Annotated in this window: 14 protein-coding genes; 5 read left to right on the forward strand and 9 right to left on the reverse strand. The window is 63.1% G+C overall.

Annotated features, from left to right (window positions below):
- Positions 1 to 43: 43 nt before the first annotated feature.
- The 5 genes from N181_RS07010 to N181_RS07030 form a co-directional block, all read right to left on the reverse strand.
- Positions 44 to 508 (reverse strand): molybdenum cofactor biosynthesis protein MoaE, encoded by a 465-nt coding sequence (locus N181_RS07010; RefSeq protein WP_014327853.1) that lies wholly within the window; start codon positions 506 to 508, stop codon positions 44 to 46.
- Between the two features lie 4 nt (positions 509 to 512).
- Positions 513 to 773, reverse strand: coding sequence for a molybdopterin converting factor subunit 1 (gene moaD, locus N181_RS07015; protein WP_014327854.1), 261 nt, complete (start codon positions 771 to 773; stop codon positions 513 to 515).
- Positions 770 to 1,357: a CDP-diacylglycerol--glycerol-3-phosphate 3-phosphatidyltransferase gene (gene pgsA / locus N181_RS07020; RefSeq protein ID WP_037391120.1), complete on the reverse strand. Its 588-nt coding sequence runs from the start codon at positions 1,355 to 1,357 to the stop codon at positions 770 to 772. Before pgsA ends, moaD begins: the two co-directional genes overlap by 4 nt.
- Positions 1,358 to 1,578: 221 nt before the next feature.
- Complete coding sequence (gene uvrC / locus N181_RS07025; RefSeq protein WP_037434520.1) at positions 1,579 to 3,600, reverse strand: excinuclease ABC subunit UvrC; 2,022 nt, start codon at positions 3,598 to 3,600, stop codon at positions 1,579 to 1,581.
- Positions 3,597 to 4,361 (reverse strand): SDR family oxidoreductase, encoded by a 765-nt coding sequence (locus N181_RS07030; RefSeq protein WP_014327857.1) that lies wholly within the window; start codon positions 4,359 to 4,361, stop codon positions 3,597 to 3,599. The genes uvrC and N181_RS07030 overlap by 4 nt, the downstream gene beginning before the upstream one ends.
- A gap of 369 nt (positions 4,362 to 4,730) precedes the next feature.
- Here N181_RS07030 and N181_RS07035 point away from each other — a divergent pair, with 369 nt between their 5' ends.
- Entirely contained in the window at positions 4,731 to 5,369 is a 639-nt protein-coding gene (locus tag N181_RS07035; RefSeq protein WP_014327858.1) for an outer membrane protein, read from the forward strand.
- A 103-nt stretch (positions 5,370 to 5,472) separates the two neighbouring features.
- On the opposite strand, the gene N181_RS07040 is transcribed toward N181_RS07035, so the two are convergent.
- The 4 genes from N181_RS07040 to N181_RS07055 are packed head-to-tail and all read right to left on the reverse strand — an operon-like array spanning position 5,473 to position 8,156.
- Complete coding sequence (locus N181_RS07040) at positions 5,473 to 6,063, reverse strand: glutathione S-transferase (protein WP_037391116.1); 591 nt, start codon at positions 6,061 to 6,063, stop codon at positions 5,473 to 5,475.
- A gap of 17 nt (positions 6,064 to 6,080) precedes the next feature.
- Positions 6,081 to 6,797, reverse strand: coding sequence for a ribonuclease T2 family protein (locus N181_RS07045; protein WP_037391115.1), 717 nt, complete (start codon positions 6,795 to 6,797; stop codon positions 6,081 to 6,083).
- On the reverse strand, positions 6,779 to 7,222 hold the full coding sequence (locus N181_RS07050) for a hypothetical protein (RefSeq protein ID WP_014327861.1): 444 nt from the start codon (positions 7,220 to 7,222) through the stop codon (positions 6,779 to 6,781). The genes N181_RS07045 and N181_RS07050 overlap by 19 nt, the downstream gene beginning before the upstream one ends.
- A 52-nt stretch (positions 7,223 to 7,274) precedes the next feature.
- A complete protein-coding gene (locus tag N181_RS07055) occupies positions 7,275 to 8,156 on the reverse strand; it encodes a 23S rRNA (adenine(2030)-N(6))-methyltransferase RlmJ (RefSeq protein ID WP_037391113.1) in 882 nt (293 codons plus the stop codon).
- 68 nt (positions 8,157 to 8,224) lie between these two features.
- On the opposite strand from N181_RS07055, the gene N181_RS07060 reads away from it, so the two are divergent.
- From N181_RS07060 to N181_RS07075, 4 genes are all read left to right on the forward strand, one after another.
- The gene (locus N181_RS07060) at positions 8,225 to 10,357 is read left to right on the forward strand and encodes a molybdopterin-containing oxidoreductase family protein (RefSeq protein ID WP_037391112.1); all 2,133 of its coding nucleotides are present in this window, start codon (positions 8,225 to 8,227) and stop codon (positions 10,355 to 10,357) included.
- A 55-nt stretch (positions 10,358 to 10,412) separates the two neighbouring features.
- Positions 10,413 to 11,009, forward strand: coding sequence for an NUDIX domain-containing protein (locus tag N181_RS07065; RefSeq protein WP_037391110.1), 597 nt, complete (start codon positions 10,413 to 10,415; stop codon positions 11,007 to 11,009).
- 95 nt (positions 11,010 to 11,104) lie between these two features.
- Positions 11,105 to 13,717, forward strand: a complete 2,613-nt coding sequence (mprF, locus tag N181_RS07070; RefSeq protein WP_037391108.1) for a bifunctional lysylphosphatidylglycerol flippase/synthetase MprF — start codon at positions 11,105 to 11,107, stop codon at positions 13,715 to 13,717.
- Positions 13,714 to 15,096, forward strand: coding sequence for a virulence factor family protein (locus N181_RS07075; protein ID WP_014327866.1), 1,383 nt, complete (start codon positions 13,714 to 13,716; stop codon positions 15,094 to 15,096). Before mprF ends, N181_RS07075 begins: the two co-directional genes overlap by 4 nt.
- The last annotated feature ends 6 nt before the right edge of the window (positions 15,097 to 15,102 follow it).

Raw genomic sequence — 15,102 nt, forward strand, 5'->3', positions numbered from 1 at the left:
CCGCTTGAGCCAACAGAATGATTCAATTTAACCAGGAAAGGCTCTAGCGGCTCCAGCGATCGCGCGCCGCGTCGTCGGCATCCTTGGCGCTGACCCACTCGCCGGTTTTGCCGTCGGTGCGGTGCTCCTTCTTCCAGAAGGGAGCCGAGGTCTTCAGGAAATCCATGATGAAATTGGCACCGTCGAAGGCTGCCTGCCGATGCGGAGATGCGGTCACGACCAGCACGATGTTCTGACCGGGCTCGATGCGGCCGAAACGGTGAATGGCCGTCGCGGCCTGCAGCCCGAAGCGCTGCACCGCTTCAAGGCAGATGCGGCTGATCTCGGCTTCCGCCATGCCCGGATAGTGTTCGAGCTCGAGCGCCCCAAGGGCGCCTGCCTCGTCGCGGCAAAGTCCGGAGAAGGTGACAATGGCGCCGATGTTCGTCCGGCCGCGGCACAGCGCGGAGACTTCGGCGGCAAGATCGAAGTCTTCTCGCTGGATGCGCACGGTGACCGGGGCAACCATCGCCTCAGCCGCCCGTCATCGGCGGAAAAAGCGCGATCTCGCGGGCGCCGCCGATCGGCTCGGCGTGTTCGACATGTTCCTGGTTGATCGCCGCGCGGATGACGTTCTGGTGTTCGAGCGCCGATTCATACTCGGCACCGAGCGTCTTCAGATGCGCTAGCAGATCGCCGATCGTCACCACACCCGCCGGCAACTCCAGCGTTTCCTCACCCTTGCCGATGCGCTCGCGCACCCAGGAAAAATAGACGAGGTTTACGGTGCTCATTCGTTGACCACATGCTGCAAGCCGGCGCGGAAATAATCATAGCCGGTATAGAGCGTGATTGCTGCGGCGATCCAAAGCAGGACGATGCCCGTCTCCGTGATATAGGGCACGATCTTGTCGCCGGCGGGACCGGCCAGCAGGAAGGCGATCGCCACCATCTGGATGGTCGTCTTCCACTTGGCGATCCGCGTCACCGGGACGCTGACCTTCAGCGCGGCAAGATACTCGCGAAGCCCCGAAACGAGGATTTCGCGGCAGAGGATGATGATCGCGGCCCAGATCGACCAGCCGGCGATCGTTCCATCGGCGGCGACGAGCAGCAGGATCGAGGCGACGAGCAGTTTGTCGGCGATCGGATCGAGCATCCGGCCGATATTCGATGTCTGCTTCCAGATGCGCGCGAGATAGCCGTCGAAGAAATCGGTGATCGATGCTGTGACGAACAGGACGAGCGCCGTCCAGCGCGCGAAATCGGAGCTGTGCAGCCGGCCCTCGATGAAGAAGCACAGCACGATCAGCGGCACGATGAGGATACGGAAGTAGGTCAGCAGATTCGGGATGCTGTAGGCGATGGGCGTTGGCATGGACTCGGTTTCTCTGGACACGACAATCCCCCATTTCCCGCGGGTCATCGATGCGATTTATTGTTCGGATGGCATCGGGCAAGCGCCAGCTTTTCCCAGACCCTCCGGGTTTCAGGTGTACAGAATGACTTTGCGACCACAAGGTCAACAGGTCATTGCGCCACTCCTGTCATATTTGGCGGATTTCGCCTGAACGCAGTCTGAATTGCGCTGCCGGCGCTTTATTTCGCGTCTTCGTGGAAATGTTCGTAGACGAGGCGGGCCACCGTCTCCGAGATGCCGTTGACGGCCATCAGGTCGTTGATGCCGGCGCGGGAAACCGCCTTGGCGGTGCCGAAATGAGTGAGAAGCGCCCGCTTGCGCGTCGGGCCGATGCCGGCAATTTCGTCGAGCGGATTCTTGACCATTTCCTTCTTGCGCCGGGCCCGGTGCGAGCCGATTGCGAAGCGATGCGCCTCGTCGCGCAGCCGCTGGATGAAATAGAGCACCGGATCGCGCGGCGGCAGCGTGAAGCTTTCTTTGCCTTCGGCGAAGAAGCGCTCGCGCCCGGCGTCACGGTCGACACCCTTGGCAATCCCGATCGCCGTCACGCAGTCCGCGACGTCGAGTTCCTTGAGAATGGCGCGAACGGCCGTCATCTGGCCCTGGCCGCCATCGATGAGGATGACGTCCGGCCAGGCCGGAAAGGCAGCCTCCTCGCTCACGTCGATCGAGCGGTCCGGCTTGCCTTCCTCCTTCAAGAGACGCGAGAAGCGCCGCGTCATCACCTCGCGCATCATGCCGAAGTCGTCGCCCGGCGTGATGTCCGTCGATTTGATATTGAACTTGCGATACTGGCCTTTGACGAAGCCCTCGGGACCAGCCACGACCATGCCGCCGACCGCATTGGTGCCCATGATGTGCGAGTTGTCATAGATTTCGATGCGACGCGGCACGGCGGGCAGTTTGAAGGTTTCGGCGAAACCTTCAAGCAGGCGCGACTGCGAGGCCGTCTCGGCGAGCTTGCGGCCATGCGCCTCGCGCGCATTCGCTTGCGCATGCTCGACGAGGTCCTTCTTCTCGCCACGCTGCGGTACCAGGATCGAAACCTTGTAGCCGGACTTCTCGCTCAGCGCCTGACCGAGCAATTCCTGCTCATCGACCGCTTCGCAGAGCAGGACCTGCCGCGGACAGGGCTTGTCGTCATAGAACTGGGCGAGGAACGCGCTGAGCACCTCGGCGGCGGGGAGCGATGGGTCGGCCTTCGGGAAATAGGCGCGGTTGCCCCAGTTCTGTCCGGTGCGGAAGAAGAACACCTGAATGCAGGAAATGCCGCCCTCATGGTGGATGGCAAAGACATCCGCCTCCTCGACGCCGGCCGGGTTGATGCCCTGATAGCTCTGGACATGGCTGAGCGCCGCCAGCCGGTCTCGGTAGAGCGCCGCTCGCTCGAAGTCGAGGTTTTCCGACGCTTCACCCATCGCCGCGGCGATCGTCGCCTTCACCGCCTGGCTCTTGCCGGAAAGAAAATCCTTCGCCTCGCGCACGAGTTCCGCATAGTCCGGGTCGCTGATCTCGCCCGTGCAGGGCGCCGAACAGCGTTTGATCTGGTAGAGCAGGCAGGGGCGGGTGCGCGTTTCGAAGACGCTATCCGTGCAAGTCCTCAAGAGAAAGGCCCGCTGCAGCGAGTTGATGGTCCGCCCGACTGCACCGGCGGAGGCAAACGGACCGAAATAGTCGCCCTTGCGGCTGCGCGCGCCGCGATGCTTGTAAAGCGCGGGCGCGCGGGTGTCGCCGGTGACGACGATATAAGGAAAGGATTTGTCGTCGCGCAACAGCACGTTGAAGCGCGGCCGCAGGCGCTTGATGAGGTTCGCTTCGAGCAGCAGCGCCTCGATCTCGGTCCGCGTCGTCACAAACTCCATGTTCGCCGTCTCGCGCACCATGCGCGCGATGCGGTTCGAATGCCCGCGGCCCTGGGCGTAATTGTTGACGCGCTTTTTCAGGCTGCGCGCCTTGCCGACATAGAGCACGTCGCCGGCCTCGTTGAACATCCGGTAGACGCCCGGTCCGTTCGGCAGAAGCTTGACGAAGGCGTGGATCAGCTCGGCGCCCTTGAGCCCCTGCGTTTCCGGCGTGCTCTCCGCCCACTCCACCGCGGGCGCCGGCCGCTCGCTCTCGGCGACTTCGACGATGTCGTCTTCGTCGTCGGTTTCGCTGCCGTCATAAAGGATGCCGCCGTCCGTGGGCGTCCGCCCGTTCATTCCACTATCTCCCGAATATCCGGCGTCTCCCAGGCAAGGTGCTGGCCGCCGTCGAGCGCGATCATCTGTCCGGTAACCGACGGGGTCTCGAAAAGGAAGCGGATTGCCCGTCCGAACTCGTCCAGCGCCGGTCCGCGCCTGAGGATGAGCGCATTCACCTGCGCCTCGAAATCGCGCCGGTCCTGCCGTTCGTTCGGCAGCGTCGGCCCCGGCCCGATGCCGTTGACGCGAATGTCGGGGGCGAGCGCCTGGGCCATCGTCTGGGTTGCCGTCCAGAGCGCCGACTTGGAGAGCATATAGGAATAAAAGCGCGGATTTGGAGACCAGACGCGCTGGTCGATGACATTGACGATCAGGCCGGAGACATCGCCTGGACGCTGGCGCGCAAAGTCGCGGGCAAGCAGGGAAGGGGCCCTGACATGCAGGGCGAAGTGCCGTTCCCAGACGCCCTCGTCGAACTGGTCGAGGCTATCCCTGTTGAACACCGAGGCATTGTTGACGAGAATGTCGAGCGGCCCGAGGCGGGAGGTCGCCTGCGCAATCAATCCCGACGCCGCGCTGACATCGGTGAGATCTGCCTGAAGGGCGACGGCCTTGGCGCCGGCCGCGCTCAGGTCAGCCGCCAGCGCCTCGGCCTCGGCCAAGGAGCCGTTCGCATGGATAGCGACCGCAAAACCATTGGCGGTCAGATCCTCAACTATTGCCCTGCCTATGCGCCGAGCACCGCCTGTAACCAGCGCCGTCTTCAATGTCCTTCTCAACGTTCTTTCCCGTTCTGCGAATCCTGTTCCGATCGGACAAAGATATAGGCTGGAATGGCGGAGCTGAAAAACTCCCCGGACGATTCATTTCGGAAAAATTAACGCGAACCGCGTATTTTGAATTAACTTTTATCCTTATAGTATATCTTTGGTTAATCTTGAAACATAGTTAATATATCCTCTGTGTCGCCAAGGCAACATCCAATTTTGGACGCGCTTGCGCCACTAAAATTTCACATTTTAGCTCTTGTGAATCCGCATTTTCTGTCCAATTTCCGGTCAACCGGACGGGTTAATTGTAGATACCCGGTGTCCCGATAAAGCACGCTAAAGAGATGCTTCGGAGCGCCGGTCTGAAAGGAGAATAGTATGCGTACGCTCACCACCACTCTCATGGCTTCGGCCGTTGCCCTTGTCGCCTTCCAGGCAGCTCACGCCGCCGACGCCGTCGAGGAGATTCCGGCTGCCCCGGCCGCTGAATATACCGAGCCGGCCGTCAAGAACTGGTCCGGCGCCTATGTCGGCGGCACGGCCAATTGGCACTACGGCGAAGCCGACGCGACCGGCAACAACAAGTCCGTCGCCTTCGGCGGTGGTCTCTACGGCGGCTACAACGTCCAGGACGGCCAGATGGTCTACGGCGGTGAAGCCGACGTCAACTATGCCGGGAACGACTCCACGTCCAGCGGCCGCAAGGTCAAGCAGGGGGTCAACGGCTCGCTCCGTGGCCGCGTCGGTGTCGACATGAACCCGGTCCTGGTCTACGGCACGGCCGGTCTCGCCCTTGGCAACGCCAAGCTCTCGACCCCGGCCGGTTCCGACGACAAGACCCTCGTCGGCTGGACGGCTGGCGCCGGTGCCGAAACCTTCGTCACCGACAACGTCACGGCTCGCGTCGAATACCGCTACACGGATTATGCCTCCAAGGATTTCCGGGCCGGCGGCTCGACCGTCTCCTCCGGCTACGACGAGCACAGCGTCCGCCTCGGTATGGGCGTCAAGTTCTGATCCGACGAAACGGATAAAAAAGAGGCCGGGGGGACCCGGCCTTTTTTATGGTCTGAACTCAGGCGCAGATTTTCTCAGGCCCAGATTTCTTCGGCCAGGTTTCTCAGGCCTTGAATTTCGAATAGTCCGGAAAGTGTTTTTCGAACTTGGCAGGCCAGTTCTTGAGCTTCGGCCGTCCCCTTTGCCATTCGCCGGCAAAGCGCAGTTCGATGTAGCGCAGCAGCGCCGCCAGGGCGAAATGCCCCGCATGCAGCTTGCCGCCGGTCTTCGGCAGGTTGGATTCGAGATGGTCGAGTCCCCGTTCGACCTTTTCCCATTGCCGGTCGATCCAGGGCTGGTGCACCTTTTCCGGCGGATGGAAGCGCTTTTCGTAGACGATTGCCAGCAGGCTGTCGCAGATGCCGTCGCAGAGCGCTTCGAAGATTTCGATCTGCGTGCGCTTCTCGGCATTCTTCGGATAGAGCTTGCCCTTGGTCTCCCGGTCGATGAAATGCATGATCGCCCGGCTGTCGTAGATCGACTGTCCGTCGGCAGTGATCAGTGTCGGGATCTTGCCGAGCGGATTGCTGTCGATCAGTTCCGGCGGATTGGCATTGGTGTCCGTCAGAACGCTTTCCGCGGCGATTCCGACATGGTGGGCGGCCATCCGGACCTTGTTGGAATAGGGCGAGGCGGGCGAGTAGAGTATCTTCATTCGTCTTTTTTCCATTCTCATGGTGTGGCGGGGAGCAGGACCACGTCGCGTCTGCAGGCGCGGCGATCTATTTCAGGGCAGGCCCTGAAACGCAATTCCTTGTCGAAGCAGATTCGGATTTCCTCGACCAGCGCGCCCTCGCAGGTCACGGCGATCATGTCCCTCGCCAGCCCCGGATTTTTCGCTGCGAATGCGGTCTCTATCGATGTCACCGAAAGATTGCGCGATCCCTCGGCAGACGCGAGCTCGGCGGGGATGGCGACCGTCTCGCGGGCGGCCCGGGTGACGGCGAAATAGTCCGCCTGGGCGAGGCCCGAGCAGGTGCCGTGCTTGCGCCATTGATGGCCGATCAGGCCCATCGACGGAACGATGTCGAGATATTGCCGGCCAAGCGACTCAGGCACGCGATCCGATTGCCGGGTCGGGCAGAATTGCGGATAGCCGGTTTCGTTCTGCGGCCAGAGGCCATGGACAATCAGCCCATATCCTCGCTCGCACTGCGTCGATTTCTTCCTGGGATCGTTGCCTTTGCACCAGGTCGGGGACCAGGAAAGCGAAAGCACATAGAAGTCGAAGCCCTTGCCCATCGGAACGCTCGCCGATGCGGCACTTGCCGGAGAACGCGCCTCCGCGCCGGGTTTCTTGTCGCCTTCGTCGCTACAGCCGGTGAATGCCAACAGGGCGAGGAACACCGGCCGCAGCCGTCTTGCGGAAATCAACGAAGCGAAGAGCAATGGGCGCCGTAGACATACCAGGGATCGAGGCCGCCGACGCAGAACTCGATACTCCTGCCGACGCCGGCAAAGCCCCAGGGACGCTCGATCAGATACCAGAGCGGGCGCCGTACGCCGTCGCTCATCACCGCCGTCGCATAGCAATATTCACGTTCGACCAGATGCGTGTAGTCGCGCGGCTCGAAGCGGTTCTGGCCCATCTCGCGAATTTCGGCGATGGCGAGATTGGCATGAAGATAGTTCGCAGCCTTGTAGTCGAAGCGCCGCGTGATGAAGCCCAGCACGGACGGATTGCCGCAAATGCCGACATTGTAGGCCTGGGGAGCGACGGGCACCGCGGCCAAGTCCGCGGCCGTCGCGCTGGTGACCGCACCGGCGGCAAGCGAAAGCGAGGTCAGAAGCATTGCGGCAAGCTTGCAAATCATGGCTACCTCCCTGAATCGTCTTCAAGAGATTGAAGCCACTCGGCGTTGCCCGTCAAGGCCCTCGGTTGAGAGTTGCTTCGCCACGCAGCCAGAAGCAGCGTGCCGATGCGAAGCGATCCTGGCGAAGCCGTTCCTTCAGGAAGGGCAGCAGGATGTCGAGTTCGTCCTTGAGCGTATAGGGTGGATTGACGATGACGAGGCCGGACCCCGCAAGCCCCGTTGTGTCGCGATCGCTGCGGACCGAGAGTTCGGCGCAGAGCATTTTCGGAATCTCCAGCGCCCGTAGCGCCTCATGAAATTCCTTGATAGGCGCGCCCTTCTTCAGGGGATACCAGAGGCAGTAGATGCCGCCGGAAAACCGTCGGTAGGCCTTGGCGAGGCCCTCGGCCAGCCGCTCGTATTCGCCTTCCTTCTCGAACGGCGGATCGACGAGGACGAGGCCGCGCTTTTCCTTCGGCGGCAGGTGGGCGCCGAGCGCCAGCCAGCCGTCGAGCCGCGTGATCCGGCTCTGGAAATCGCCGTCAAACAGGCGGTGCAGCGTCTCGTAATCGTCCGGGTGCAGTTCCATCGCCGACAGCCGGTCCTGCGGCCGAAACAGCATGCGGGCAAGCTTGGGCGAGCCGGGATAGTGCGTGAGTCCGCCATCCGGCCCACCATCCGGGTTGAGATCGCGCAGGGCGGCCAGATAGGGCTCGAGAATGGCAGCGACGGGGGCGGGGAGTTCGGCATCGATCAGCCTGCCGACGCCGTCGCGCCACTCGCCCGTCTTCTGCGCCTCCTCGCCGGACAGGTCATAAAGACCGATGCCGGCATGGGTGTCCAGCATCCGGAAGGCCTTGTCCTTCTGCTTGAGGTAGCTGACGAGCCGCGCCAGCACCGCGTGCTTCAGGACATCGGCGAAATTGCCCGCGTGATAGATGTGCCGATAGTTCATAAGGGCCGCCGATGGCTGCGATCAATTGTTTCGATGGATGACGAATGGGACTTTGAGCCCCCCGGCGGATGCCATATAGAAAAGCCATGAACGTTGCGACCCCCATCCGAGCAGAAAAATCGGTCGGCCACTCGGTCTGTCCGCACGACTGTCCCTCGGCTTGCGCGCTGGAAGTGGACCTGACCGCCGAAGGACGGATCGGCCGCGTCCGCGGCGCTGCCGCGAACAGCTACACGGCCGGCGTCATCTGCGCCAAGGTGGCGCGCTATGCTGAGCGCATCTACCATCCCGGCCGGCTGATGGTGCCGCAGCGCCGCGTCGGCGCCAAGGGCGAGGGGAACTGGCAGGAGATTTCCTGGGGGGCCGCCCTCGACGAGATCGCCGACCAGTTCGTCAAGGCCGAACAGAGGCACGGTTCGGAGGCGGTGTGGCCCTATTTCTATGCCGGCACCATGGGGCAGGTGCAGCGCGATTCCATCGAGCGCCTGCGTCATGCCAAGCGCTATTCCGGCTTCTTCGGCTCGATCTGCACCAATATGGCCTGGACCGGCTTTACGATGGCGACCGGAGCCTTGCGCGGTCCGGATCCGCGCGAGATGGCCAAGTCCGATTGCGTGGTGATCTGGGGCACCAATGCGGTGGCGACGCAGGTCAATGTGATGACCCACGCGGTCAAGGCCCGCAAGGAGCGCGGCGCCAAGATCGTCGTCATCGACGTCTACGACAACCCGACGGTCAAGCAGGCCGATATCGGCCTGGTCCTGAAGCCGGGCACCGATGCAGCGCTCGCCTGCGCCGTCATGCATATCGCCTTCCGCGACGGCTATGCGGATCGCGCCTATATGGCGGAATTCGCCGACGATCCGGCCGGGCTCGAAAAGCATCTCAAGACACGCGGGCCGGAATGGGCCTCGGCGATCACCGGCCTGTCCGTCGAGGAAATCGAGACTTTTGCGAAGCTCGTTGGGACGACGCCGAGAACCTATTTCCGTCTCGGCTACGGCTTCACCCGCCAGCGCAACGGCTCGGTCGCCATCCACGCTGCCGCTTCCGTTGCGACCGTGCTCGGCTCGTGGAAGCACGAGGGCGGTGGTGCCTTCCATTCCAACAACGACATTTTCAAGCTCGACAAGCGCGAACTCGTCGGCACCTCGTTTCACGACCCGGACGTGCGCATGCTCGATCAATCGCAGATCGGCCGGGTGCTGACGGGCGACGCCGAGGCGCTGCGCGATCGCGGCCCGGTAACGGCTCTGCTGATCCAGAACACCAATCCCGTCAACGTCGCGCCCGAGCAGCGGCTGGTAAGGCGTGGCTTCCTGCGCGACGATCTGTTCGTCGCCGTTCACGAACAGTTCATGACCGACACCGCCCGGCTCGCCGACATTGTCCTGCCGGCCACGATGTTCCTGGAGCATGACGATCTCTACCGCGGCGGCGGGCACCAGCACATTCTGATCGGCCCGAAAATCGTCGAACCGCCGCCGACGGTGCGCACCAACCTTTTCGTCATCGAGGAACTGGCAAAGCGCCTCGGCGTCGCCGATCGTCCCGGCTTCGGCCTCTCGGAGCGGCAGCATATCGACCGATTGCTGGCCAATTACGGTATTGGCTTTGAAGAGATGAAAGAGAAGAAATGGCTCGATTGCCAGCCCGGCTTCGACGAAGCGCATTTCCTCAAAGGCTTCGGCCATCCGGACGGCAAGTTCCGCTTCAAGGCCGATTGGACCGGCACGCCCGCCCCGAACCGGCCGCCGAAGTCAATGGGCTTGCAGGGACCTCACGAAAACCTTCCTGAGTTCCCCGACCACGTCGATCTGATCGAAGTTGCCGACGACCGCCATCCGTTCCGGCTGGCAACCTCGCCGGCGCGCTCCTTCCTGAACTCGACCTTCTCCGAGACGCCCTCCTCGATCGTGAAAGAAGGGCGCCCGGAGGTGATGGTCCATGCCGAGGACGCAGCCGAGCTTGGAATCGCCGACGGCGATATCGTGAAGCTCGGCAACGACCGCGGCGAAATCCGCCTTCATGCCAGGATCGGCGGCGGTGCGCGCCGCGGCGTCGTCGTTGCCGAGGGTCTCTGGCCGAACGGCGCCCATCTCGACGGCGAGGGCATCAACGTCCTGACCGGTGCGGATGCGGTCGCTCCCTATGGCGGCGCGGCCTTCCACGACAATCGGGTCTGGATGCACAGGGCCTGAGCAACAATCGAAAAATCCATAGAGCGCGGGCGAAACCCTCTTTCAAGGATGAACCATGACGAAACATGACGACCCGCGCATCCGGATCATCGACCGCCGGTCTCTCTGGAAGGGCTTCATCAGCCTCGAGCAGGTCACGCTTGAGCAACAGATGTCCGACGGCAGGACTGCCCGTCTCGTTCGCGAGGTGCACGACCATGGCCGCGCCGCGACGATCCTGCTCTTCGACCCGGAGCGCCAGATCGTGGTGCTCGTCCGGCAGTTCCGTCTTCCCGTCCTCCTGCAGGGCGAGCCGGCTTTCCTGATCGAGACGCCGGCGGGCCTGCTCGACGGCGAGGCGCCGGAAGTGGCGATCTGCCGCGAAGCGATGGAAGAGACCGGCTATCGTATCGAGAGTGCCATGCATCTCTTCGACGCCTATATGAGCCCCGGCTCGATAACCGAGCGCACGAGTTTCTTCCTCGGCCGCATCGACACGTCCAAGAAGGTGGCGGCCGGCGGCGGGCTGGCCCATGAGGGGGAAGACATCGAGGTGCTTGAAATTGCCTTGGACAAGGCCGTCGCGCTGATCGGCACCGGTGAAATCTGCGACGCCAAGACGATCATGCTTCTGCAATGGGCCATGCTGAACCGGGCGGCGCTGGCGGCTTAACCCATTGATACAGCATACATTACCGATAATTCACTTTTTGTGCGCGGCATGCTGCGGTAAATCGATCGTGTCTTCTTCAACGACACGGGCGATCCATGACGTCCTCTTCCTCCCTCCACGAAATTGAAGTCCAAGACGAACCGGCCGAGGGTGGGTGGCGGCCATTCCTGAGGCGTCACCAGCGCTATCTTTCCGCCATAGGCACACTCGTAATGATCGCGCTCTTCGGCGTGGCGATTTTCCATCTCACCGCCGAGGTGAAGTATGAAGATGTGGTGGCTGCCCTGGCGAGCACGAGCTGGAGCACGGTGGCAACCGCCATCCTGTTCACCGCCCTGAGCTTTCTCTCGCTCACCTTCTATGACGTCGGGGCGCTCGACTATATCAAGCAAAAGCTCCCCTATCTCGACGTCGCCCTGACGGGGGCCTGTGCCTATGCAGTCGGCAACACGGCGGGCTTCGGACCCTTGAGTGGCGGCGCGATCCGGTATCGGTCCTACTCTCGCCTCGGCCTGGAGCCTGACGATATCGGCCGGGTCATCGCCTTTGTCACGCTCGCCTTCGGCCTGGGGCTTGCCGCCGTCGCATGCCTGAGCCTGCTCGCCGTCGCCGAGTATGTCGCGCCGCTGACAGGGATCGCGCCGTTCTGGCTGCGGGCGATAGCCGTACTCGTGCTTGGCGCAATGCTCACCGTCATGGTGGCGGCACGCAGCGGTCATGAGATGCGTATCGGCCGCGTCACCCTGCGCCTGCCGGATACCAGGACCTCGTCGCGTCAGTTCCTGGTGACGGCGCTTGACCTGGCGGCCTCCGCGACCGTGCTCTATGTGCTGCTGCCGGCAGGCACGATCGGCTGGCCGGCCTTCCTGGCGATCTATGCCGTGGCGGTCGGTCTCGGCGTGCTGAGCCATGTGCCGGCGGGCTTGGGGGTCTTCGAGACCGTGATCGTCGCGACCCTTGGCCATGCGGCCAAAGTCGACGCTATTCTCGGAGCCCTGGTCCTCTACCGCGTGATCTACCATGTGCTGCCGCTGTTGATCGCCATCGTCGTGATCATCGGCATGGAAGCCCGCCAGCTCGCCGGCCATCCGGCCGCGTCCAGCCTGCGCCGCGCTGGCGGCCGCATGACGCCGCTCCTGCTTGCGACCCTGGCTCTCGTGCTCGCCCTCATGCTGGTCCTTTCGAGCGTCACCCCGACACCGGACGAGAACCTCGCCTTCCTCGAAAGCTACGTTTCCCTGCCGATCGTCGAGGGCGCGCACTTTCTTGCCAGCCTGCTGGGGTTGGCGCTGATCATTGTCGCGCGCGGGCTGGCGCTGCGGCTCGACGGCGCCTGGTGGGCCTCGGTCGTCATCGCGCTCACCGCTCTTCTGCTGTCGCTCATCAAGGCCGTGGCGCTGGTGGAAGCAGGCATGCTTGCTTTCTTCATCGTCGGGCTCCTTGCCAGCCGCCGGCTTTTCGTTCGTCCCGCCTCGCTGTTCGGGCAGGCGCTGACCCCTCCCTGGCTGATGGCGATGGGGGTCATCTGCCTGGGCGCCTATGTCGTCCTGCTCTTCGTCTATCGCGACGTCGACTACAGCCATGAGCTCTGGTGGCAGTTCGAGTTTTCGGCAGAGGCGCCGCGCGGGCTGCGCGCCCTGCTTGGGGTCACGATCGGCGCGACCGCGGTGGCGATCTGGAGCCTGATGCGCCCGGCCACGACGGCGGTTGCGCCGGCATCCGAGGAGGACATGGAGCGTGCCATCGCGATTGTCGAAGCTCAGGACATGTCCGATGCCAACCTGGTGCGGATGGGCGACAAGAGCATCATGTTTTCCGCCGATGGCCGCGCCTTCCTCATGTACGGCCGCTGGTCGCGTTCCTGGATCGCGCTTTTCGATCCCGTCGGCCCCCTGGATGCCTGGCCGGATCTCATCTGGCAGTTCATCGAGACGGCTCGTTCCAACGGCTGCCGCGCGGTCTTCTACCAGGTCTCGCCGAGGGGACTAGCCTATTACGCCGATGCAGGCTTGAGAGCCTTCCGTCTCGGCGAGCTCGCCGACGTCGACCTCGAGCGTTTCGAGATGAAGGGCGGCAAATGGGCGAACCTGCGCCAACAGGTCAGCCGCGGCCTGCGGGATGGGTTGGAATTCTCGGTGGTCGAGCCCGTCGATGTGCCGGCGATCCTGCCGGAGCTTGCCGAGATATCCGATGCCTGGCTCGCGCACCACAGCGCACGCGAGAAGAGCTTTTCGCTCGGTGCCTTCGATCCGCAATATCTCGCCACACAGCCGGTCGCGATCCTCAGGTGCAATGGTCGGATCGTGGCCTTTGCCAACATTCTCGTGACCCAGACCAGGGAAGAAGGGTCGATAGATCTGATGCGCTTCTCGCCTGAAGCGCCCAAGGGCGCGATGAATTTTCTGTTCGCGCAGCTCATGGAATATCTGAAGCTTAAAGGTTATCGGCGCTTCAATCTCGGCATGGCGCCGCTCTCCGGCATGTCGTCCCGCCGCCTGGCGCCGGTCTGGGACCGCGTCGGCCGGACCTTCTATGAACACGGCGAACGCTACTACAACTTCAAGGGCCTGCGCGCCTTCAAGTCCAAATTCCATCCACATTGGCAGCCACGCTATCTTGTTGCGAGCGGCGGACTCAACCCGATCCTTGCCCTGATGGATGCGACGTTCCTGATCGGCGGTGGCCTCAAGGGAGTGATAAGGAAATGACGCTTATGGGAAAACTCTGGAGCACCGCCTTCCTTGCCGCACTGGTCCTCGGGACGGCTAACCTTCCGGCCGCGCCCGACGACGCGCGGAAGTTCGACACAGGAATGATCCCGTCGCCGCATATCCTGTTTCCCAGGCAAGACGCGACAGGACTCGTCGTGCTGCTTTCGGACGCCGGCGGCTGGACGGCGAAGGAAGATGCGGTTGCTCGCTCGCTGTCCGGCGACAATGCGATCGTCATCGGGATAGACCTCAGGGCCTATCTGATGGCCCTCGCCAAGGATGATGGCGACTGCGTCTACACCGTCTCCGACATCGAATCCTTGAGCCAGCAGGTGCAGCGCGCGGCCGGAAGCGTTGCCTATCGCCCGCCGGTCGTTGCAGGGGTTGGCGCCGGTGGCGCAATGGCTCTGGCGATCGCCGCGCAATCCCCGGCCGAGACGATCGGCAGGACCCTTGCCATCGATCCGGAAGAAGGAATTGCCCTGACGAAGCAACTCTGCACCCCGGCGGAGAAAAATCGCAAGGACGATCGCATGGTCTACGGCCTGACCGACGGACCCTTGCCCGACCCGGTGGCGGTGACCTTTTCTTCTGCCGCGTCAGCGGATGGTCGAGCCCATGTCGCTGCGCTTGTCGAGAAGCATTCGGAAATCGAGACCGACGATACCGACGATAATGCCTATGCGGCGTTGTCCGACGCCCTCTCGGGCTATCTGGGCGAGGACGACGAAGCCGACAATCCGTTCGGGCTGCCGCTGACGATCCTCGACGCCAAGCCGAGCCGCGACACGATGGCGGTGATCTATTCCGGCGACGGCGGCTGGCGCGACATCGACAAGGAAGTCGGCAATGTCCTGCAGCAGCAGGGGGTTCCAGTCGTCGGGGTGGATTCGCTGCGCTATTTCTGGGCGGAGCGCCAGCCGCAGGAGACCGCCGATGACCTACAGCGGATCATTGGCTATTACGGCAAGCGCTGGAATGTCCGCAACGTCCTGCTGATCGGCTATTCCTTCGGCGCCGATATCCTGCCGCGCACCTACAACCTGCTGCCGCCCGCCGACCGGGCGCGCGTCCGCCAGGTGACGCTCATGGCGCTGTCGCATCAGGCCGACTTCAAGGTCTCCGTCCTCGGCTGGCTGGGCGCGGAAGGGGCCGGGAGCGCCGGCGATCCGGTCGATGATGTCAAGGCGATCGACCCGTCGCTCGTCCAATGCATCTACGGCACCGAGGAGGAGGACGACGCCTGTCCGGAACTGAAATCGTCCGGTGCCGACGTGGTCGCGATCGAGGGCGGCCATCATTTCGACGAAGACTATCCGGCCCTGACGCGGCGCGTCCTTGACGGCCTCGACCGAAGGCTTGCGGCGGCGAAGTGAAGGCGA

It is taken from the genome of Sinorhizobium fredii USDA 205 (assembly GCF_001461695.1).
In the GTDB taxonomy this organism is placed as follows: domain Bacteria; phylum Pseudomonadota; class Alphaproteobacteria; order Rhizobiales; family Rhizobiaceae; genus Sinorhizobium; species Sinorhizobium fredii.